This window comes from Devosia sp. (assembly GCF_036406155.1).
In the GTDB taxonomy this organism is placed as follows: Bacteria; Pseudomonadota; Alphaproteobacteria; order Rhizobiales; family Devosiaceae; genus Devosia_A.
The window spans coordinates 20,096-40,667 of sequence record NZ_DASWVV010000088.1 but is presented as its reverse complement, the minus strand read 5'-3'; the positions used below and the strand labels follow the sequence as shown (position 1 = coordinate 40,667).

19 protein-coding genes and 1 pseudogene are annotated in these 20,572 nt (G+C 70.4%); 6 read left to right on the top strand and 14 right to left on the bottom strand.

Translation table 11 applies throughout. From position 1 onward, the window contains the following. The 5 genes and pseudogenes from VGD93_RS05750 to VGD93_RS05730 form a co-directional block, all read right to left on the bottom strand. Positions 1 to 1,148: pseudogene (locus tag VGD93_RS05750) on the bottom strand (DNA mismatch repair protein MutS); the annotation flags it as partial. Positions 1,149 to 1,245: 97 nt separating this feature from the next. Further along, positions 1,246 to 2,865, bottom strand: a complete 1,620-nt coding sequence (locus VGD93_RS05745; protein WP_395010086.1) for a glycoside hydrolase family 43 protein — start codon at positions 2,863 to 2,865, stop codon at positions 1,246 to 1,248. A 73-nt stretch (positions 2,866 to 2,938) separates the two neighbouring features. After that, positions 2,939 to 4,246: a xylose isomerase gene (gene xylA / locus VGD93_RS05740; RefSeq protein ID WP_395010084.1), complete on the bottom strand. Its 1,308-nt coding sequence runs from the start codon at positions 4,244 to 4,246 to the stop codon at positions 2,939 to 2,941. Next, positions 4,243 to 5,706 carry a xylulokinase gene (gene xylB, locus VGD93_RS05735; protein WP_395010081.1) on the bottom strand — a complete coding sequence of 488 codons (1,464 nt, stop codon included), beginning with the start codon at positions 5,704 to 5,706 and terminating at the stop codon, positions 4,243 to 4,245. The genes xylA and xylB overlap by 4 nt, the downstream gene beginning before the upstream one ends. A 90-nt stretch (positions 5,707 to 5,796) precedes the next feature. Continuing rightward, positions 5,797 to 6,837 (bottom strand): LacI family DNA-binding transcriptional regulator, encoded by a 1,041-nt coding sequence (locus VGD93_RS05730; protein WP_395010079.1) that lies wholly within the window; start codon positions 6,835 to 6,837, stop codon positions 5,797 to 5,799. A gap of 98 nt (positions 6,838 to 6,935) precedes the next feature. Between VGD93_RS05730 and VGD93_RS05725 the strand changes: the two genes are divergently transcribed. After that, a complete protein-coding gene (locus VGD93_RS05725) occupies positions 6,936 to 7,946 on the top strand; it encodes an aldose epimerase family protein (protein ID WP_395010077.1) in 1,011 nt (336 codons plus the stop codon). A 48-nt stretch (positions 7,947 to 7,994) separates the two neighbouring features. On the opposite strand, the gene VGD93_RS05720 is transcribed toward VGD93_RS05725, so the two are convergent. Then, positions 7,995 to 8,423: an organic hydroperoxide resistance protein gene (locus VGD93_RS05720; protein ID WP_395010075.1), complete on the bottom strand. Its 429-nt coding sequence runs from the start codon at positions 8,421 to 8,423 to the stop codon at positions 7,995 to 7,997. 97 nt (positions 8,424 to 8,520) lie between these two features. Here VGD93_RS05720 and VGD93_RS05715 point away from each other — a divergent pair, with 97 nt between their 5' ends. Then, complete coding sequence (locus tag VGD93_RS05715; protein ID WP_395010072.1) at positions 8,521 to 9,012, top strand: MarR family winged helix-turn-helix transcriptional regulator; 492 nt, start codon at positions 8,521 to 8,523, stop codon at positions 9,010 to 9,012. A 100-nt stretch (positions 9,013 to 9,112) separates the two neighbouring features. Continuing rightward, complete coding sequence (cfa, locus tag VGD93_RS05710; RefSeq protein ID WP_395010070.1) at positions 9,113 to 10,228, top strand: cyclopropane fatty acyl phospholipid synthase; 1,116 nt, start codon at positions 9,113 to 9,115, stop codon at positions 10,226 to 10,228. Between the two features lie 13 nt (positions 10,229 to 10,241). On the opposite strand, the gene VGD93_RS05705 is transcribed toward cfa, so the two are convergent. Further along, positions 10,242 to 11,762: a YifB family Mg chelatase-like AAA ATPase gene (locus tag VGD93_RS05705; RefSeq protein WP_395010068.1), complete on the bottom strand. Its 1,521-nt coding sequence runs from the start codon at positions 11,760 to 11,762 to the stop codon at positions 10,242 to 10,244. A 228-nt stretch (positions 11,763 to 11,990) separates the two neighbouring features. On the opposite strand from VGD93_RS05705, the gene VGD93_RS05700 reads away from it, so the two are divergent. Then, positions 11,991 to 12,824: a GH25 family lysozyme gene (locus tag VGD93_RS05700; RefSeq protein ID WP_395010066.1), complete on the top strand. Its 834-nt coding sequence runs from the start codon at positions 11,991 to 11,993 to the stop codon at positions 12,822 to 12,824. A gap of 261 nt (positions 12,825 to 13,085) precedes the next feature. Here VGD93_RS05700 and VGD93_RS05695 read toward each other — a convergent pair whose 3' ends face one another. The 5 genes from VGD93_RS05695 to rsmI are packed head-to-tail and all read right to left on the bottom strand — an operon-like array spanning position 13,086 to position 16,310. Continuing rightward, on the bottom strand, positions 13,086 to 13,724 hold the full coding sequence (locus VGD93_RS05695; protein ID WP_395010064.1) for a MarC family protein: 639 nt from the start codon (positions 13,722 to 13,724) through the stop codon (positions 13,086 to 13,088). Next, the gene (locus tag VGD93_RS05690; RefSeq protein WP_395010062.1) at positions 13,724 to 14,089 is read right to left on the bottom strand and encodes a YrdB family protein; all 366 of its coding nucleotides are present in this window, start codon (positions 14,087 to 14,089) and stop codon (positions 13,724 to 13,726) included. The genes VGD93_RS05695 and VGD93_RS05690 overlap by 1 nt, the downstream gene beginning before the upstream one ends. Further along, entirely contained in the window at positions 14,086 to 15,030 is a 945-nt protein-coding gene (gshB, locus tag VGD93_RS05685; protein ID WP_395010060.1) for a glutathione synthase, read from the bottom strand. Before gshB ends, VGD93_RS05690 begins: the two co-directional genes overlap by 4 nt. Next, complete coding sequence (locus tag VGD93_RS05680; RefSeq protein WP_395010058.1) at positions 15,020 to 15,442, bottom strand: YraN family protein; 423 nt, start codon at positions 15,440 to 15,442, stop codon at positions 15,020 to 15,022. The genes gshB and VGD93_RS05680 overlap by 11 nt, the downstream gene beginning before the upstream one ends. Next, positions 15,408 to 16,310: a 16S rRNA (cytidine(1402)-2'-O)-methyltransferase gene (gene rsmI, locus VGD93_RS05675; RefSeq protein WP_395010056.1), complete on the bottom strand. Its 903-nt coding sequence runs from the start codon at positions 16,308 to 16,310 to the stop codon at positions 15,408 to 15,410. The genes VGD93_RS05680 and rsmI overlap by 35 nt, the downstream gene beginning before the upstream one ends. Before the next feature lie 112 nt (positions 16,311 to 16,422). On the opposite strand from rsmI, the gene VGD93_RS05670 reads away from it, so the two are divergent. After that, positions 16,423 to 17,637 carry a penicillin-binding protein activator gene (locus tag VGD93_RS05670; RefSeq protein ID WP_395010054.1) on the top strand — a complete coding sequence of 405 codons (1,215 nt, stop codon included), beginning with the start codon at positions 16,423 to 16,425 and terminating at the stop codon, positions 17,635 to 17,637. A gap of 41 nt (positions 17,638 to 17,678) precedes the next feature. Next, on the top strand, positions 17,679 to 18,725 hold the full coding sequence (rhuM, locus tag VGD93_RS05665; protein WP_395010052.1) for a RhuM family protein: 1,047 nt from the start codon (positions 17,679 to 17,681) through the stop codon (positions 18,723 to 18,725). Between the two features lie 3 nt (positions 18,726 to 18,728). Here the strand turns inward: rhuM and hemW are convergent, their stop codons facing one another. Together hemW and VGD93_RS05655 are read right to left on the bottom strand one after the other, a co-directional pair. Beyond that, on the bottom strand, positions 18,729 to 19,913 hold the full coding sequence (gene hemW, locus VGD93_RS05660; protein WP_395010050.1) for a radical SAM family heme chaperone HemW: 1,185 nt from the start codon (positions 19,911 to 19,913) through the stop codon (positions 18,729 to 18,731). Next, the gene (locus VGD93_RS05655) at positions 19,903 to 20,571 is read right to left on the bottom strand and encodes a non-canonical purine NTP pyrophosphatase (protein WP_395010091.1); all 669 of its coding nucleotides are present in this window, start codon (positions 20,569 to 20,571) and stop codon (positions 19,903 to 19,905) included. The genes hemW and VGD93_RS05655 overlap by 11 nt, the downstream gene beginning before the upstream one ends. Position 20,572 lies beyond the last annotated feature (1 nt).

Below are 20,572 nucleotides of genomic sequence, written 5' to 3'. Positions count from 1 at the left end.
AGATCGCGCGGGCCGCCGCGCCCCAGCGCCAGCCGGGTCAGCGCCCGGTTGACGTCGGGCACCGAGCGCAGGATCGGGCGCAGCCGGTCGGTGAGCAGGCTGTCGGCATGCAGCATCGCCACCGCGTCGAGCCGGGCATTGATCGCCTCGGGGTCGCACAGCGGCGCTGCCAGCCGCCGCGCCAGCAGGCGCGAGCCGGGGGCCGTGACGCACAGGTCGATCTCGTGGCGCAGCGAGCCCTTGAGCGTGCCGCGCTGCGTTTCCAGCAGTTCGAGGGAGGCGCGCGTGGCGGCGTCGATCGCCATATGGGCGGCGACCCGCTCGCTCGAAGGCGGCCTCAGCGCCAGCGGCGCGCCCTTCTGGCTCTGCCGCACATAGGTCAGGAGCGCCCCCAGCGCCGCCCGGCCGGCGCGCGAGAAGGCGGTGGGATCGACGGCATCGCCGGGAAAGGCGGCGCCGATGCGGGCGGCCGCCTCGACGCTGTCGAAGGCGTCGGCGCCGACCAGCTGCAGGGCGCCGCCCGGCAACGGCACGTGCGCCGCGGCCAACGCCGCCTGCGTCGCCTCGGTCAGCAGCAGTTCGGCCGGGTCGACGCGCGCCAGCTCGTCGCCGAGCTGGGCGGAGCCAAGATCGATGACCGCCACCTCGCCGGTCGACACGTCGGCCCAGGCGAGGGCGAAATCGGCCTCGCCGTGCCCCAGCATGGCGAGCGCCGCCAGGTAGTTGCTGGCCCGCGGCGGCAGCAGCTCGTCCTCGGTGATGGTGCCGCGGGTGACCAGCCGCACCACGTCGCGTTTGACCGGCGACTTGGCGCCGCGTTTCCTGGCTTCGGCGGGGTCCTCCATCTGCTCGCAGATGGCGACGCGATGGCCGAGCCCGATCAGCTTCTTGAGGTAGTCCTGGGCGGCGTGGATGGGCACGCCGCACATCGGGATGTCCTCGCCGCGGTGCTTGCCGCGCTTGGTCAGGACGATGCCGAGCGCGGCGGCGGCGATCTCGGCGTCCTCGAAGAACATCTCGTAGAAATCGCCCATCCGGTAGAACAGCAGGAAGCCGGGATGGGCGGCCTTCAGCTCGAGATACTGGCTCATCATCGGGGTGATGGCCGAACTGGCGGACGGGCTCGTAGCGAGGGGCGACTGGTCCATGGCACGGCGCAACGACGGGGGGAACCGCGAACTTAGGCGGTTTGTCCGGCAAAGCCAACCGGCGCCGGGCCGCGGGTCCCCGGCGCCGCGGGGCGGCTCAGTAGCGGTCCGTGGCGTGCCGCACCGGGCGGTAGACGAACTCCGGGAACGCCGCTTCCCTCGCCGTGCCGTTCAGGTCGGAGCAGGCCATGCCGACGAAGCCGCCGGTGAAGCTGCCGTGCTCGGCGTGGCCGCCGCATTCGTCCGAGATGAGCGAGGCGTCGAGCACGGGCCCGGCCGGCTGCCAGTCGCCGCCCGCAAGCGCATAGAAGAACTGCAGCGCCGGCCCGCGTACCTCCATCTTCAGCCGCACCGGCCCGTCTTCGGGCAACGCGATCGGCGCGCCGGGATAGACGAGCCTGCCGTCGGGGAAGCTCGCGGGCGAGCTCATCAGCAGCAGTTCGCGCCTGCCGTCCGCATGCGCCGTCACCGCCAGGTAGTGGAAATTGTAGCGCCCGTAGTAATGGATGAGACCGGCGAACTGCCGCTCGTCCGTGGGCGAGAACGCGACGACGGTCTCGGCGTCGAAGGAGAAATGCGTGACGCGGCGGGCGACCAGCGCCTGCTCGAACCAGGAGCCGGGCGACTCGCGGCCGATCAGCCTGAGTGCGCCGCCGTCCAGCCGGAAGATGCGCTCCGTAGCCGGCGTCCGCAGCCACTGGAAGTCCTCGTGCAGCTCGCCGTCGAAGCGATAGCGCCGCTCCGCCCAGTATCGCGTATCGTCGCGCGTCCCCGGCACGTCGACCTCGAGCGCCGGCACCGGGCCGCCCTTGACCCACAGCCAGTCGTCGTCGCGCCATTCGGCTTCCTGGATGCCGGTCTCGCGGCCGAGCACGCAGCGGCGCTTCTGCGTCGTCGGGCGGCCCATGAGGTGGACGAGATAGGTCCGGCCCTCCGGAGTGTCGACGATGTCGCCGTGGCCGGCGCGCTGCACCGGGGCGAGCGGCGCGTCCTTGGCGGTGAGGATATGCTTGATCGGGTGGGTCTCGTACGGCCCCGCAAGCGTACGCGCGCGCACCAGCGTGCAGGCGTGCTCGTAGCCGGTGCCGCCCTCGGCGGTGAGCAGATAGTACCAGGGCCGCCCGTCCCGGCCCCGGCGCTTGTACAAATGCGGCCCCTCGACCAGCCGCAGTTCGGTGCCCTGGAAGATGTTGCGCACCGGCCCCACCAGTCTGTTCAGGGCCGGGTCGTATTCCTGCAGCGCGATGCCGGCGAAGAGCAGCGGGCGACTCCTATGGTCCCATAGCATGTTGACCAGCCACTTGCGGCCGTCGTCGTCGTGGAACAGCGAGGGGTCGAAGCCGGAGGAATTGAGGTAGACCGGATCCGACCACGGCCCCTCGACCGCCGGCGCGGTGACGAGGTAGTTGTGCGCGTCCTTGAATGAGCCGTCCTTGCGCTTGACGTCGGTGTAGACCAGCCAGAACAGCCCGTCGGCGTAGGACAGGCACGGCGCCCAGATGCCGCAAGAATCCGGGTTGCCGCGCATGTCGAGCTGGCTCTGGCGCGTCAGCGGCCGGGTGACGAGCCGCCAGTTGGCAAGGTCGCGCGAGTGGTGGATCTGGACGCCCGGATACCATTCGAAGGTGGAGGTGGCGATGTAGTAGTCCTCGCCCACCCGCACGATCGAGGGATCGGGATTGAAGCCGGGAAGGATCGGATTGCGGATGGTGGGCATGTTGATGTGCTCGATATTTGCAGTCGGGTGCCTTCTCCCCTCGTGGGAGAAGGCGATCCGGGGGTCGTGGCGCTCACACGAAGCGGTTGACCAGGTTCTCGAGATATTCCTGCCGTCCGGAACGCGGCTTGGGGGTGATGGCCTCGTGCTCGACCCGGGCCGCGATGTCGGCGAGCGAGCGCTCGCCCCTCAGCATGGCCTGGCCCTCGGCGCCCTGCCAGCCGGCGTAGCGCTCGCGGCGCAGCCGGTCGAATTCGCCGTCCTCGATCAGCGCCGCCGCCGCCTTGAGGCCGCGCGCCAGCGTATCGAGCCCGCCGACGTGGCCATGCAGCAGGTCGGCCGGGTCGAGCGACTGGCGGCGCAGCTTGGCGTCGAAGTTGAAGCCGCCGCTGCCCAGCCCGCCCTGCTTGAGGATGAAGTAGAAGGCGAGCGCCATCTCGGCCGGGCTGTTGGGGAACTGGTCGGTGTCCCAGCCCGACTGCAGGTCGTTGCGGTTGGCATCGACCGAGCCGAGCAGGCCGAGCGAAGACGCGAGCGCCAGTTCGTGCTCGAAGGCATGCCCGGCGAGGAAGGCATGGCCGACCTCGATGTTGCACTTCACCTCCTGTTCGAGGCCGTAGCGCTTGAGGAAGCCGTACACGGTGGCAACGTCGAAGTCGTACTGGTGCTTGGAGGGCTCCTGCGGCTTTGGCTCGATCAGGATGGTGCCGGCGAAGCCGATCTTCTTGGCGTGGTCGATGACGAGGTGCAGGAAGCGCGCCATCTGGTCGGCTTCCTGCCCGAGGTCGGTGTTGAGCAGCGTTTCGTAGCCTTCGCGGCCGCCCCACAATACGTAGTTGGCGCCGCCCAGTTCGTGCGTGACCTCGAGCGCGTTCTTCACCTGCGCGGCGGCATAGGCAAAGACGTCGGGGTCGGGATTGGTGGCGGCGCCCGCCATGTAGCGCCGGTGCGAGAACAGGTTGGCCGTGCCCCATAACAGCCGCGTGCGGCTCGTCTCCATCTTGCGCGCGAAGATTTCGGCGATCTGGCGCACGTTGCGGTTGCTCTCGGCCAGCGTCGCCCCCTCGGGCGCGATGTCGCGGTCGTGGAAGCAGAAGAAGGGGACGTCGAGCAGCGCGAACAGCTCGAAGGCAATGTCGGCCTTGAGCTTCGCATGGTCCATGCTGTCGCCGAACCACGGCCGCTCGAAGGTGCGCCCGCCGAAGGGATCGCCGCCTTCCCAGGCGAAAGAGTGCCAGTAGGCCACCGCCGGGCGGATATGGTCCTCCATGCGCTTGCCTAGCACCAGCGCGTCCTTGTCGTAGTGACGGTAGGCAAGCGGGTTGGAGCTGTGCGGCCCCTCGTAGCTCACGGGCTGCAATCCCTTGAAGAAATCGGTCACTGGCGGGCCTCCTCGATGGCGGGGTAGAGCGCGCGGTAGCGCGCATACTGGTCGACATAGGCGGAACGCAGCGCCGCATCGGGCGCGACGACGCGGCTGACGCCGGGCATGGTCATCACCGCGGCCGGGTCGGCGTTCTCGGCGGCGCACAGCCCGAGCCGGGCGGCGCCGAGGGCGCCGCCGAAATCGCCGTCCTCGGGCACCGCGATCTCGACGTCGAGCATGGTGGCGATCAGCCGCAGCCAGAGGTCGGATTTCGACCCCCCGCCGACGGCGAACAGCCGCCCCATCCGCGTGCCGGCGTCGTCGAGGGCGCGCTGGCAGTCGCGGAAGGCGAAGGCGACGCCCTCCATCACCGCCTGCGCCAGGCGCGGCAGGTCGCTCGACGGGGACAGCCCGACGAAGCTGCCGCGGGCGCGGGCGTCGTTGTGCGGGGTGCGTTCGCCGCTCAGATAGGGCAGGAAGATCTCCGCACCCGGCCCCCGGAAATCCGCCGCGGCGGCGGCGGCGAGCCGGGCGGCGTCGGTACCGGCGATCCGGCCCAGCCAATTGAGGCTGTCGGTGGCGCTGAGGATCACCCCCATCTGGTGCCAGGTCTCGGGGATGGCGTGGCAGAAGGCGTGGACCGCCCCTCTCGTATTGGGCCGGAAGCGGTCGTTGGCGACGAACAACACGCCCGAGGTGCCGAGCGAGACGAAGCCGTCCCCCGGTCGGATGGCGCCGATGCCGCAGGCGGCGGCGGCGTTGTCGCCGGCCCCGCCGGCGACCACCACGTTGGCGTCCATGCCCCAGCGCCGCGCCAGTTCCGGCTTGAGTTCGCCGGAGACGGCGGTGCCCTCGACGAGGCGCGGCATGTGGGCGCGGCTCAGCCCGGTGACGGCGAGCAGCGCGTCGGACCAGTCGCGCCGGCCGACGTCGAGCCACAGAGTGCCGGCGGCATCGGACATGTCTTCGGCGTATTCGCCGGTCAGCAGCAGCCGCACATAGGCCTTGGGCAGCAGCACCCTGGCCAGTTTCGCGAAGACGTCCGGCTCGTGCTTGCGCACCCAGGCGAGCTTGGGTGCGGTGAAGCCGGGCATGGCGATGTTGCCGGCGATCTGCCGCAATTCCGGCAGTGCCGCCTCCATCTCGGCGCACTCGGCGCTGGCGCGGCCGTCGTTCCACAGGATGGCCGGGCGCAGCACGCGATCCTGCGCATCGAGCAGGGTGGCCCCGTGCATGTGGCCGGACAGCCCGATGCCGCGCACGTGCGCCAGCTCCGGCGCTTTGGCCGCGGCCAGGGCGTCGACGGCGGCCAACGTGGCCGTCCACCAGTCCGCCGGATTCTGCTCCGACCAGCCGGGCTGGGGGCGGTTCGGCTCGACCGTGCGCGCGCTGGCTTCGCCGAGCGGCCTGCCGCTGTCATCGATGAGCAGCGCCTTCACCGCGGAGGTGCCGATGTCGATGCCGAGATAGTTCATGATGTACGTACCTCATCGGCGGAAAAGCGCATGTGCCGATGTCCTCCCTGTCCGGCCGGCGCCGGTCGCCCATTTCGTGGAGTGTTCCGTCTAGCGCAGATTGTCGCGCAGGAAGACGCCGATTTCAATGGGGGCGGGGCGCCCGTCGCCGTCCTCCCCCAGCGCCAGGGCACGGGCGGCGGCGATGGCGGCGCCGATCTCGCCCTCCGGGTCCTGGTCGAGGACGACGTCGACCGCCCCGGAGAGCAGCCCGGCCCGCGTCGGCGGGCTGAGTTCGTGCGCGATCACCCGGACCTGGCCCGCCCGCCCCGAGGCCTCGACGGCGGCGAGCAGGCCGGAATTGCCCGCCCCCAGGTTGTAGATGCCGGCGAGGTCCGGATGCGCCGCCAGCAGGTCGGCGGCAAACCGCGCCGTCGCTTCATCCTGGTCGTGGCCCTCGACCGGGTCCAGCAGCGCGAGGCGCGGAAATTCGGTGCGCATCACGGCGGTGAAGCCCTCGAGCCGCTCGCGGTGATCGCGCAGGCCCAGCGAGCCGGCGATCAGCCCGATCCGGCCGGCACCGCAGAAGCGGCCCATGAGCGAGGCGGCGGTGCGGCCGGCGGCGACATTGTCGATGCCGACGAACAGCTTGCGGGCCGAGCCGGGCAGGTCCGAGACCAGCGTCATTACCGGGATGCCGCGGCGCGTCGCCGCCGCGACGGCGTCGTGCACGGCCGCGTCCTCGGTGGCGACGATCACGACGCAGTCACACTGGTGCGGCGCGAGCCCGTCCAGAGCCCGCGCCAGCGCCGGGGCATCGAGCGCGCCGACATCGCGGGTTTCGAGCCGCAGCCGCTCGGCGCGGGCGGAGCGGGCCCGCCGCGCGATGGCGGCCCTGAGGCTGTGCATGAATTCGTTCTTGCCATCGGGAATGAGAAAGAGCACGCGCAGGTCGCGGGCCCGGGCCAGCAGCGAGGCCGACAGGTCGCGGCGGAAGTCGAGGGCACGGATCGCCGCGTCGACCTTGGCGGCGGTTTCCGGCCGCACCCCGGGGCGGCCGTTGAGCACGCGGTCGACGGTCGCCAGCGACACGCCGGCGGCGCGGGCCACGTCGTGTACGGTCGCCCGCCGCTGTCGCCTGTCCTCGCTCATTGCCCCTTCCGCTCTGCCCGCAAACACTTGTCGGCTCGCCAGCGCGGCGTCAACATGTTCCGGCGGGCCGCCAGGCGCCGCCGGAAGGAAGGGGCACGATGGGCATTGCGGCACGCAGTTTCGGCACGTTCGGGGACGAACGGGTCGACCAGTTCACGCTGGCCAGCGAGACCGGCGTTGCCGTCGACATCCTCACCTGGGGGGTGACGGTGCGCGACTGGCGGGTGCCGGTCGCGGGCGGCGTGCGCAGCGTCGTGCTCGGCTTCGACAGCTTCGCGCCCTATCCGGGGCACTCGCCGCACCTTGGCGCGCTCGCCGGGCGGGTCGCCAACCGCATCCGCGGCGCCGCCTTCGCCCTCGACGGCGTCGCCTGTACCCTGCCGGCCAATGACGGCCGCAACGGCCTGCATGGCGGCCCGGGCGGCCTCGGGCGCCTCGTCTGGCGCGCCGAGCCGGATGCCGCCGCCAATGCCGTCGCCTTCACGCATCTTTCCCCCGACGGCGCCATGGGCTTTCCGGGCAATGTGGATTTCCGGGCCGTCTATTCGCTGCGCGGCAACCGACTCAGCCTCGAGCTCTCGGCCACGACCGACCGCACGACCCCGATCAGCCTGGTGCAGCACCATTATTTCAACCTGGGCGAGGGCCCCGACGTGCTTGACCACCGGCTGCAGGTCGAGGCCGGCGCCTTCACCGAGCTGGATGCCGAACTGCTGCCGACGGGCGTGATCCGGCCGGTCACGGGCACGCCCTACGATTTCACGGCGCCGCGAACGCTGCGCGACGCCGCCGGCCGGCCGCTCGATTGCGACATCAACCTCGTGCTCGATCCCGGCCGCGATCCGGCCGCGCCGGTGGCGACGCTGACCGGGCCGGACGGGGCGCTGACGCTGAGGCTATGGACCGACCGGCCGGGGCTGCAGGTCTATGACGGTGTCACCACCGACATCGCCGTGCCCGGGCTGGGCGGCCGGCACTACGGCCGGCATTCCGGCCTGTGCCTCGAGGACCAGGCCTTCCCGGACGCCGTGCATCACCGTCATTTCCCCTCGATCTGGCACACGCCGGAGCGGCCCTACAGCCACTGGTGCGCGATCGAGATCGGCTGACGGCGGGCGCCGGCGCGCCCACGGCGGGGGCGCCCGGCGCCGCGGCGGTCAGGCCGCCTTGAACTGCACGTCGACGGTGTGCCGGATGGCCCAAGAATAGGGGCAGATGTCGTGGGCAGCCGCCATCAGTTCCAGCACCCTGGCGCTCGGCATGCCCGGCACATGGCCTTCCAGGGTGACGGCAATGGCGAAGCCGACGCCGTCCTCGCGGTCGACGAAGCTGACATGGGCGGTCATGGTGGCGTCGTCGGGGACGGTCTCGCCCTGCCGCTTGCCGGCCAGCTTCATGGCGCCGAGGAAGCAGCTGGAATAGCCGGCGGCGAACAGCTGCTCGGGGTTGGTGCCGGGGCCGCCGTCGCCGCCCATCTCCCTGGGGGTCGAGAACTTGACGGAGATCTTGCCGTCGTCGGTGGCGGCGGTGCCGGTGCCCCGGCCTCCCTTGGTGGCGGTGGCATGGGCGGTATAGAGGCTCTTCACTGTGCTTCCTTCCTTGCAGGCGAACGGATGAAAACTTGGCCGTCACGGCCGTCATAGGAAAGAATTCGCTTGTGTACAATTCAATTTTACGCAATGCATGGCCTCAGGCCCGATACGGAAGGGGCGCACCTTGACCTCGGATCCCATCGACGACCCGCTGCGCCTCGACGACCAGTTGTGCTTCGCCGTCTACGCGGCGGCGCAGGCCTTCAACCGCCTGTACCGGCCGCTGCTGGCCCGGCTCGGCCTCACTTATCCGCAATATCTGGTGCTGCTGGTGTTGTGGGAGCAGGACGGGCTCAGCCTGGGCGCGATCGGTGACCGGCTGGGCCTCGATTCCGGCACGCTGACGCCGCTGCTCAGGCGCCTCGAGGGGCTCGGCCTGGTGCGGCGCCGTCGCGACCGCGGCGACGAGCGGCGCTTGCTGGTCGGGCTCACGCCCAGGGGGGCGGCGCTGCGGCACGAGGTCGAGGCGGTGCCGCCGCTGGTGCTGCAGGCGGTCGCCTGCAGCGACGGCGAACTGGCCGAACTGCGGCGGGCGCTGTGGGCGCTGCGCGGCCGGCTGCTGGCCGCCGCCGCCCCGTTCTAGCGCTCTCGGGCGCGGCCGCGGCCCCCGCATTTGCGATTTGGCCGCGTTTGCGGAAGACTGGGCGCTCCTTGTCGCATTTGCATCATGTCGGGACCGCGCCATGACCATGACCGCCAAGTCCTTCTTCACCGAACTGTTGACCCGCGCCGGCATCGAGATCGGCGGCATGAGGCCCTGGGACGTCCAGGTGCACGACGACCGGCTGTGGGGGCGCCTGCTTGCCTATGGCTCGCTCGGTTTCGGCGAGGCCTACATGGACGGCTGGTGGGACGCGGAGGCCGTCGACCAGTTCGTCTTCCGGCTGCTCGATTTCGGCATCTACGACCATCTGCGCCCGGACCTCGGCCTGGCGCTCAGCGCGCTGCGCGGGCGGCTCTTGAACCTGCAGCGGCTCAAGGTCACCGAGGTCGGCGAAAAGCACTACGACATCGGCAACGACCTGTACGAGGCCATGCTCGATGCGCGCATGATCTATTCGTGCGGCTACTGGCAGGGCGTCGACACGCTCGCCGCCGCGCAGGAGCAGAAGCTCGACCTCATCTGCCGCAAGGCGGAACTGGCACCGGGGATGCAAGTGCTCGACATCGGCTCGGGCTGGGGCGGGTTCCTCCGCTTCGCCGCCGAGCGCTACGGCATCGAGGGGCTCGGCATCACCATCAGCAAGGAGCAGGCGGCCTGGGCCGAGGCGCATCGCGGCGGCCTGCCGGTCGAGACCCGGCTCATGGACTACATGGCGCTCGAGGGCCAGTTCGACCGCATCATCTCGATCGGCATGTTCGAGCACGTGGGCTACAAGAACTACCGGCGCTTCTTCGAAAAGGCGCGCAGCCTGCTCAAGCCCGACGGCCTGTTCGTGCTGCACACGATCGGCAACAACATCTCGGCCACCCACGCCGACCCGTGGATGGAAAAATACATCTTCCCCAACGGCATGCTGCCCAGCGTCGCCCAGATCGGGGCCGCCGTCGAGCACCTGTTCGTCATGGAGGACTGGCACAATTTCGGCGCCGACTACGACCGCACGCTGATGGCCTGGTGGACCCGCTTCGAGGCCGCCTGGCCAACGCTCCGGGAGCGCTACGGCGAGCGCTTCTACCGCATGTGGCGGCTGTACCTGCAGTCCATGGCCGCTTCCTTCCGCGCCCGCAACGTGCAGCTGTGGCAACTGGTGCTGTCCCCCCGGGGCGTGCCGCGGGGCTACCGCTCCATCCGCTGACGGCCGGCGCCGGTCACGCCGCGCCCAGCCGCAGCCGGTAGCTCAGCGCCTCGGCGATGTGCGGCCGGCCGACGCGCTCGGCCCCGGCCAGATCGGCGAGCGTGCGCGCCACCTTGAGCACGCGGTGATAGGCGCGCGCCGACAGCGAGAAGCGCTCGGAGGCCTGCAGCAGCAGGGCCTGGCTGTCCCTGTCCGGATTGACCACCGCCTCGATCAGGCTGGCGCCGGCGGCGGCATTGGTGAACACCTCCGGGTGGCCGCGCTCGGCATAGCGCTGGCGCTGCACGGCGCGGGCGCGGGCGACGCGGGCGGCCACCGCCGCCGACGGCTCGGCGTCGGTCGGCCCGATCATGTCGGCGGCCGATACCGCCGGCACGTCGATCCTCAGGTCGATGCGGTCGAGGAACGGCCCGGAGACGCGGCCCTGGTAATCGGCGGCGCAGGCGTCGCCGCGCCGGCAGGTATGGCCGGGCGTCCCGGCCAGCCCGCATTTGCACGGGTTCATCGCCGCCACCAGCTGGAAGCGGGCGGGGAAGGTGACCCGCGCATTGGCGCGGGCGATCACCGTCTCGCCGGTCTCCAGCGGCTGGCGCAGGCTGTCGAGCACCGCGGGCGAGAACTCGGGCAGTTCGTCGAGGAAAAGAACGCCGTTATGGGCCAGCGACACCTCGCCCGGCCGCACGCGCAGGCCGCCGCCGACCAGCGCCGCCATCGAGGCGGAATGGTGCGGCGCCCGGAACGGCCGGCGGTCGGAAAGCGCGCCGCCGGCCAGTTCCCCGGCGATGGACTGGATCATCGAGACGTCGAGCAGTTCGCGCGGGTCGAGCGGCGGCAGGATGGAGGGCAGGCGCGCCGCCAGCATCGACTTGCCGGCTCCGGGCGGGCCGATCATCAGCAGGTTGTGGCCGCCGGCGGCGGCGACCTCGAGCGCCCGGCGGGCCACGTCCTGGCCGCGCACCTCGCTGAGGTCGGGCAGGCCCTCGGTGGGGGCGTGGCGCTTGGGCTGCGGGCGGGCACACAGCTGGTAGCCGCCGAGATGGTTGACGAGCGCCAGCAGGCTCCCCGCCGCGACGATGTCGATGTCCTCTCCGGCCCAGGCCGCCTCCGGTCCGCTCGGCTCGGGGCAGATGACGCCGAGCCCGTTGGCGTGGGCGGCAATCGCCGCCGGCAGCACCCCGGCGGTGGCCGCCATCCTGCCGTCGAGCCCCAGTTCACCCAAAGCCACGAAGCCGCTGACGGCGTCGGAGGGGATGGCGCCGATGGCGGCCATCAGCGCCAGCGCGATCGGCAGGTCGTAGTGGCTGCCCTCCTTGGGCAGGTCGGCGGGGGCGAGGTTGACGATGATGCGCCGCGGCGGCAGGCTGAGACCCGACGCCGTCAGCGCGCCGTGCACGCGCTGGCCGGATTCGCGCACGGCCTTGTCGGGCAGGCCGACGATGACCAGGCCGGGCAGGCCGGACACGACCTGTACCTGCACGTCGACCAGCACCGCCTCGATGCCCTGGAACGCCACGGTCTGCACCCGTGTCGCCATGCGCCCGACCCCCACGCCCGAACCGGGCCGAGGCTAACAGGCACGGGCGCTTCGGAACATTAGGTGAACAACGTAGATCGCGCTGCTGCCGCGCCCGCCGGGACGGCGGCAGACCCCCGCCCCCGCGTTAACCATGCTTGAATTCCAAAGGGTTAGCGCAAGGTTTCATTAATCGGCGCATGTTGAGTCAAAGGCATCCCGTCATGTCGCCTTCGAGTGTCGCCCCGCATGCGTTCCGCTTATCGTCCAGCCCTCATCGTCCTCAAGTCGCTGGCCCTGGTGCTGACGCTGGCGGCGCTCGCCGCCTGCGCCCGCAGCCCCGGAACCCGGGTCGGCGTCCCCGGCGACAGCGACCCGCACGCCGGGGTGGCGCGCGCCCGCTCGCTGCCGATCCAGGGGCTCGACGTCGCCCGCTACCAGGGGCGCATCGATTTCAATGCGGCGCGGGCCGGCGGCATCCACTTCGTGTACATGAAGTCGACCGAGGGCAAGGACTATATCGACCCCAATTTCTACGCCAACTGGGAGGGCGCGCGCAGCGCCGGCATGGCGCGCGGCGCCTATCACTTCATGACCTGGTGCTCGCTGGCCGCCGAGCAGGCGGCGTGGTTCGTGCGCAACGTGCCCAACGACCCCGACGCGCTGCCGCCGGTGCTCGATCTCGAGTGGAACAACCATTCAAGGTGCAAGAACCGCCACAACCGCGCGGACATCCTCGAGAAGGTGCGGGTGATGCTGGCGGCCATGGAGGCGCATACCGGCAAGGTGCCGATCATCTATACCGACATCAACTTCCACCGCGACGTGCTCGCCGGCGAGCGCTTCGACAATGCCTTCTGGCTGCGCTCCACCGCCGCCGAACCGCACCACAAGTATCACGGGCGCGACTGGCTGTTCTGGCAGTGGACGCAGACCGGCACGATGAGCGGCGTCAACACCGAGGTCGACCGCAACGCCTTCTACGGCCGCGTCGAGGACTGGTACACGTTCCTGCTCACCGGGTGCGATCCGCGCCTGCTCGACCGGCTCGGCCCGCAGGGCCGCTGCGGCAGCCTCAAATAGGCGCACCCGGCCGCCGCCCGCTTGTCACCGGCGGCCCGAATTACTAGGATTCCGGCGTGATTTGCCGGCAATTGCCGGCACGCAACCCAGGAAGGGAACGGGACATGGCGAAAGGTCAGCTGCGCAAGACCAAGGAAGCCAAGAAGCCGAAGAAGGAAAAGCCCAAGGTGCTGGCCACCGCCGGGCTCAACAACACCACCGCCCCCGCCGGCAAGAAGAAGTAGGCCGCCCTGCCCCGGGCGGCCGTCGGCGGCCCCCGCCTCACAGTCCGGGTATGAGCCCGCTGGTTCGCAGCCCGTCGAAGAAGAACTGCACGGCCAGCGCCGCCAGCAGCACGCCGACGATGCGCGATACTACGGCGAGGCCGGTGACGCCGAGCAGGCGCTGGATGGGGATGGCGACGAGCATGGCGAGGTAGCTGAGCAGCAGGATCAACCCCAGCGCCCCGACGACCGCGAACCATTCGATCCCGAAGCCGCGGCCGGTGGTGGTGAGCAGGATGGCGGCGCTGATGGCGCCGGGGCCGGCGATCAGCGGCATGGCGAGGGGAAACACCGAGATGTCCTCGCGCGTCGCCGCTTCCTGCTCCTCTTCCAGCGTGGTGCCGACGCCTCCCGAATGGCGGGCGAACACCATGTCGATGGAAATGAGCAGCAGCAGGATGCCGCCGGCGACGCGCAGCGCCGGCAGGGTGACGCCGAACAGGCGCAGCAGCGGCTCGCCGAAGACGGCGAAGAACATGAGGATGCCGCCGGCCACCAGCACGCCGCGCAGCGCCATGGCGCGGCGCTCGGTGGCGGTGTTCTTGTGCGTCAGCGCAGCGAAGACCAGCGCCAGGTCGGCGGGGCCGATGGTGGCGAAGAACGTGGTCAAGGCGACGAGGAAGGTTTCGGTCGGCATCACCGCCTGCCGCGCAGAAAATCGAGGGTGCGCTGGGAGTCGATGCCGTAGTGGAGCAGCACCAGCGCGGCAAGGCCGATGGCGAGCGGCAATTGGCGGGCCTGCGCCAGGGCCGCGACGGCGACGGCGAAGACGGTGAGTTCGAGCAGCAGGCGCCAGCGGCCGCCGATGGCAATGATCGGCGCGCCGCCGTCGTTCGGCACGCGGAACACGGCCCAGGCCACGGCCAGCAGCAGCGGCAGGCCGATGCCGGCAAGCAGCCGCGGCAGCCAGCCGCCGTCCAGCGTGAACCCCCAATACCCGACCGCCACGAGCCCGGCCAGTTCGAGCCCGAAGCGCAGCACCATATTGAGGGTGTGGATCATGCCCGCCGCTTTTCGATCGCGTCCCAGAGCAGCACGGCGATGTCCGGGCCGCCGAAGCGCTTGATCTCGCGGATGCCGGTGGGAGAGGTGACGTTGATCTCGGTGAGGTAGCCGCCGATGACGTCGATGCCCACGAAGATCATGTCGCGCGCCTTGAGCGCCGGCCCGATGGCGCGGCAGATCTCGCGCTCGCGCTCGGTCAACTCGGAAAGCTCGGGGCGGCCGCCCACATGCATGTTGGAGCGGGCCTCGCCCTCGGCCGGCAGGCGGTTGACGGCGGCCGCCGGCTCGCCGTCGACGAGGATGATGCGCTTGTCGCCCTGGCGCACCTCGGGCAGGTAGCGCTGCACCACAAAGGGCTCGCGGAAGTTCTGCTCGAACAGCTCGATCAGCGAGGCGAGGTTGTAGTCGCCCTCCTGGATCAGGAACACGCCGGCGCCGCCATTGCCGTAGAGCGGCTTGACGATGATGTTGCCGTGCTCGCGGCGGAACTCGTAGATCTGCCGGCGGTCGCGGGTGATCAGCGTCGGCGGCATCAGGTCGGGGAATTCGGTGACGAGCAGCTTTTCGGGGGCGTTGCGCACCGCGGCAGGCGGGTTGACCACGAAGGTGCGCGGGTGGATGCGCTCGAGCAGGTGCGTGAGCGTGATGTAGTTCATGTCGAAGGGCGGGTCCTGCCGCATCAGCACCACGTCGTAGCCGGCAAGGTCGGTCACCGCCGCCTCCCCGAGTTGGTAGTGCTCGCCCTTGGGCCGGTCGAACACACTGATCGGGGCCACCCGCGCCGACACGCGGTTGTCGCGCAGGGACAGCGTATCGGGGGTATAGTAGCCGAGCTCATGGCCGCGGGCCTGCGCCTCGAGCATCAGCGCGAAGCTCGAATCCCCCGCCGGGTTGATGGAGGCGATGGGGTCCATCTGCACGGCAACCCTAAGCGGCATGGAAATCACTCCGGCTGGCATCGAACGCGTTCCTCACATGGCGTGGCCAGGTGAGGGGCGCAAGGAAAATCACGTCGAAGCGCATCGGCAGCTCGGCGAGGCGCGGGTTCCGCAACAGGTAGTACTGGGCCGCGCGCAGCAGCCGCCGGCGGTTGACGTGCAGCAGCGCGTCGAACTCGTCGCCGCGGCGGCGCCGCGCCTTGACCTCGACGAAGACGAGCGTGCCCAGATGCATGGCGACGAGGTCGATCTCGCCCACCGGCGTCTTCAGCCGCCGCGCGACGATGCGATAGAGCTTGGCGCGCAAATACCAGGCGGCGACGGCCTCGCCGCGGCGGCCGAACAGCTCGGCCGCCAGCCGCCGGGGGTCCCGGGGGCTAGCGCCGGGCGGCCTTGAGGGCGAGGGCGGCATCGTAGACCTCCTTGCGCTTCAACCCGAACTGTTGCGTCACGGCATCGACGGCAGCGCGCAGCGGCTGGCCCTCGAGCGCCGCGGCCAGGGCCGCCTGCCAGTCGGCGGGGGCCGGGGCTCCGGCCCTTGCGGCGCCGGCGACGAGGATCACCGCCTCGCCCCTGGTGCCGCCTTCGCCATAGGCCGCCGCGAGCTCGGCCAGCGTGCCGCGCGCCACCCGCTCGAACTTCTTGGTGAGTTCCAGCGCCACCGCCGCCTCGCGCGCGCTGCCGAAGGCCTCGGCCATGGCGGCGAGCGCCGGACCCAGCCGGCGCGGCGATTCGTAGAATACCAGCGTCTCGTGCCGCGCCGCGAGGGCCGCGAGGGCCGCGGCGCGCGCCCCCGCCCGCGGCGGCAGGAAGCCGAAAAAGGTGAAGGCGTCGGTTGGCAGCCCCGCCACCGCCAGCGCCGCCAGCAGGGCCGAGGCCCCGGGCACGGCGAACACCGGCAGGCCCGCCTCGCGGACGGCGCGCACCAGCGGGAAGCCGGGGTCGGAAATCAGCGGCGTGCCCGCGTCGGAAATCAGCGCCAGGCGGGCGCCGCGCCCGAGATCGGCGAGGATGGCCTCGATGCGGGCGCGCTCGTTGTGCTCGTGCAGCGCCTTGCGCGGCGTGCGGATGCCGTAGTGGTCGAGCAGCCGCGCCGAGGTGCGGGTGTCCTCGCAATAGACGGCGTCGGCCGCCGCCAGCGTCGCCAGTGCGCGGACGCTGATGTCGCCCAGATTGCCGATCGGGGTCGCGACCAGGTACAGCCCGGGGGCGAGGGGCGGGGCGGCGAAGCCGGTGCCGCCGACGAAATAGGCCGGCGCCTGGTCGGGGAGGGCAGTCACGGCGGCGGCGTCCTTTCGCTCGGCTTCGGGCTCGGCATGTCAACCAGCTTTATGCGGCGGGCCGGAGTCTGTATAGACGCCGCGCAAGAGGGGACACAGACAGGATGGCGCGGTGAGTTTCGATCTGGCCCGGAGCTGGGGGGCGCCGTTGCGGCGGCTGGGGGTGGCAGGCGTATTCGGGCTGGCCGTCGCGGCCTGCTCGCCTGGCGATTTCGGCTCCTTCGGCGCCGGCGGCGGTGCCACCGTCCCGGCCCGGGACGGGCTGCCGGCGGCCCAGGGCGACAGCTTCGGCGCCGGTCCGGTTCGGGTGGCGCTGCTGCTGCCGCTGTCGGGCGATCCGGCCCTTGCCGCCGTCGGCACCTCGATGGCCAATGCCGCCCGCCTCGCCATCGGCTTCATCGAGGCCTCCGACAGCATCGCCGACAACATCACCATCGTGCTCAAGGATACCGGCCCGACCGCCGCCGGGGCGAGCCAGCAGGCGAGCGCCGCGGTGAGCGAAGGCGCCAGCCTCATCCTCGGCCCGCTCAAGGCCGACCAGGTGAGCGCCGCCGGCGCCGTGGCGCGGACCGCCGGCATTCCGCTCATCGGCTTTTCGAACAATTCGGGGGCGGCGGCGCCGGGCGTCTACCTGCTCAACGTGCTGCCCGAAAGCGAGGCCCGCCGCGCGCTCGGCTTCGCCAGGGCGCAGGGGCGCAAGGCCTTCGCCGGCGTGTTCCCGACCACCGATTTCGGCCGCATCCACGAGGGCGCCTTCCGCCAGGCCGCCGCCGATCTCGGGCTCAACGCCCGCGCCGTCTACAATTTCTCCTCCGAGGCCGAAGCGCGCGCGGTGGTCCAGCAGCTCGCGCCGCTCCTGCAGCAGGGCCAGATCGACACGGTCTTCCTGCCCGACCGGGCGACGGCGCCGAGCTTCGGCGCCCTGCTGGCCGAGGCCGGCGTGCCGCCGGGCAAGGTGCAGCTCGTCGGCTCGGCCGACTGGGGCGGGGATGCCGCCATCGCGGCGACGCCGGCGCTCGCGGGGGCCGTGTTTCCGGCCGTCGACGATGCCGGCTACCAGGCGCTGCTGCCCGAATACCAGGCGAAGTTCGGCGCCGCCCCGCATGCGCTCGCCACCATCGCCTACACCGCCACCATCCTCGCCAACGCCTCCTCGCTGGCGCTGGGGACACCGCGCTACGACCGCGCCCAGCTCACCCTGCCGGGCGGCTTCGCCGGCCGCGACGGCGTCTTCCGCTTCCTCGCCGACGGGCGCAGCGAATACGCGCTGGTGATGAAGCAGGTGACCCCGGGCGGGGCGAGCGTGGTCGACGGCCCGAAGCTGTAGGGCTAGAAGAACATACCGAGACTCTGCGGGTGAGGGCAGGAATGGCTGAGACTGGCGACGACAGTAACGAACCCGTTCACCTCGTCGAGAATCCCAACACCGGCGATCGCTTCCTCGTTTATGGCACGGACAAGGGGCTGAAGCTCGACATCCGATACGAGGGTGATTCGCTGTGGATGACGCAGGCCCAGATCGGAGCGCTGTTCGGCAAGGACGTTTCGACGGTCTCGAGGCACATCGCGAACGTTTTCGAGGAAGGCGAACTCGATGAGGAGACTTCTTTGCATAAAGTGCAAACAAGTGCCGGTCGTCCCGCCACCCTCTACAGCCTGGATATGGTGATATCGGTTGGCTACAGGGTCTCATCCGCCCAGGCGACCCTGTTTCGCAGGTGGGCGACGCAAAAGTTGGTTCAGTTCGCAACAAAGGGATTCGTCATTGACGCGGATCGGCTCAAGCGACCCGAGAATAGCGATCGGGTCGCCGAACTCCGGGAGATCATCCGGGACATTCGTTCCGACGAAGCCAACGTCTATCGCGAACTTCGGCGGATATGCGCGATGTGTCAGGACTACGATGGCACCTCCGACGCATGGCGGGTGTTCTACCAAAACACCCAAGCCAAGCTTCTGTTCGCTGTCACTTCACATACGCCAGCCGAGATAATCGATGCTCGAGCCGACGCGAAAGCCCCCAATATGGGTCTGACCACTTGGCCCAATGACAACATCCGCAAACAGGATGTGGCGATCTCGAAGAATTACTTGTCCGATCGGGAAATCAAGGAACTCAACCGCCTTACGACCATCCTGCTCGACATATTCGAAGATCAGCTCGACCTCGGCAGACTCATTGTTATGAACGACGTGCGCAGTCTGCTCGATCAACAGCTGAAGTCTCTCAATCGCTCCGTCCTGTCCCATGGAGGGCAGGTCAAGATGACCGATGCCAAGCAGCGGGCTGAGCGGGAGTACGAGGCCTTCAATGCCGCCCGAAAGTTGGCGCGACACACAGAGGCCGACGACACGATCGATGCGCTTCGGAAGGCGGACAGGAGCCTGCCATCTCGGCCCAAGCCCAGGCAGTGACCGCTACGCCGCCAGGTCCGCCACCACCGCATCGAGCACCGGCCAGCCCTTGTCGGTGACGCGCAGGAAGCCGTTGGGCAGCGTCTCGACGAAGCCGATGGCCTGCAGTTCGCGCACCTGCCGGTCGGCGATGCGGCGTCCGGACAGATGCGCGAAGCGGGCCGGATCGATGCCCTCGCGCAGCCTGAGGCCCATGACCAGCAATTCGTCGCCCTCCTCCTCCCAGGTGAGGATGTCGTCGGTCGTGAGCCCGTGGCCGCGCGCCAGGACCTTCTTGTGCCATTCGAAGGGGAGCTTCTCGGCGGCGGTGGCGTGGCGCTGGTTGCCGATCAACAGCCGCCCGTGGGCGCCGGGGCCGACGCCGACATATTCGCCGTAACGCCAGTACAGCAGGTTGTGCCGGCTTTCCTGGCCGGGCACGGCGTGGTTGGAAATCTCGTAGGCGGGCAGGCCGGCCCTGGCCGTCAGCTCCTGGGTCAGCTCGTAGAACTCGGCACCCAGTTCCTCGCCCGGCATGACGAGCTTGCCGGCGCGCTGCAGGTCGTAGAAGCGCGTGCCCATCTCGATGGTGAGCTGGTAGAGCGAGATATGGCCCTGCGCCAGCCACAGCGCCTCGGTCAGTTCGTCCTGCCATTCGGCCAGCGTCTGGCGCGGCCGCGCATAGATCAGATCGAAGCTCGAGCGCTCGAAGATCGACTGCGCCAGGTGCACGGCCGCCACGGCCTCGTCCACCGTGTGGCGGCGGCCCAGTTCGGCCAGGGGGCCGTCGCGCAGCGACTGCACGCCGAGCGACACGCGGTTGACGCCAGCGGCGCGGTAGCCCCGGAAGCGCTCGGCCTCGACGCTGGTCGGGTTGGCCTCGAGCGTCACCTCGGCGTTGCGGTCGATTTGCCAGTGCGCGGCGATGGCGTCGAGGATGGCCTCGACCGAGCGCGGCTGCATCAGCGACGGCGTGCCGCCGCCGAAGAACACCGACTGCACGGTGCGGCCGGGGACGAGCGCGGCGAAATGGGCCAGTTCCGCGGCATAGGCGGCGACGAACCCGGCTTCGTCGAAGGCGCCGCGGTGCACGTGCGAGTTGAAGTCGCAATAGGGGCATTTGGCGGCGCAGAAGGGCCAGTGCACATAGACGCCGAACAGCCCGTTGCCGCGGTCCCCGGCCGGCAGGGCGGCGCCGCTAGTGCTCAACGCCACCTCCCAAAGCCTGCTCGACGAAGCGGGCGAAGGCGCGGGCGCGGTGGCTGAGCCCGGTCTGGCCGGGGGTCCAGGAGTGCTTTTCGGCCGCGCTCATCTCGCCGAAGGTGATATCGAAGCCGTCGGGCATGAACACCGGATCGAAGCCGAAGCCCTTGTCGCCGCGCGGCGGCCACACCAGCGTGCCCTCGACGCGGCCCACATAGAGCTCGTCGCGCCCGTCCGGATGGGCGAGGCAGAGCGTGGCGTTGAACGAGCCGCGGCGCGCCGCCGGCGAGGTGGCGCCGGCCGCCTGCAGCGTGTCCTCGACGCGGCGCATGCCCACCATGTAGTCGCGCCCGCCATTGGCGCCCGAGCCGGCCCAGTTGGCGGTATAGACGCCGGGCTGGCCGCCGAGGGCGTCGACGCACAGGCCGGAATCGTCGGCCAGCGCGACGAGCCCCGAGGCCCTGGCCGCGGCGTGCGCCTTGAGCCGGGCGTTCTCGGCGAAGGTGGTGCCGGTCTCCTCCGGTTCGGGCAGGCCGAGCTCGCCGGCCGACACCAGCTGCAGCCCGAACGGCTCCAGCAGGTGCCGGAATTCGCTGAGCTTGCCGGAATTGTGGGTGGCGATCAGCAGCCGGTCGCCGCGCCGCAGCTTCAGCCGTGCCGCCATC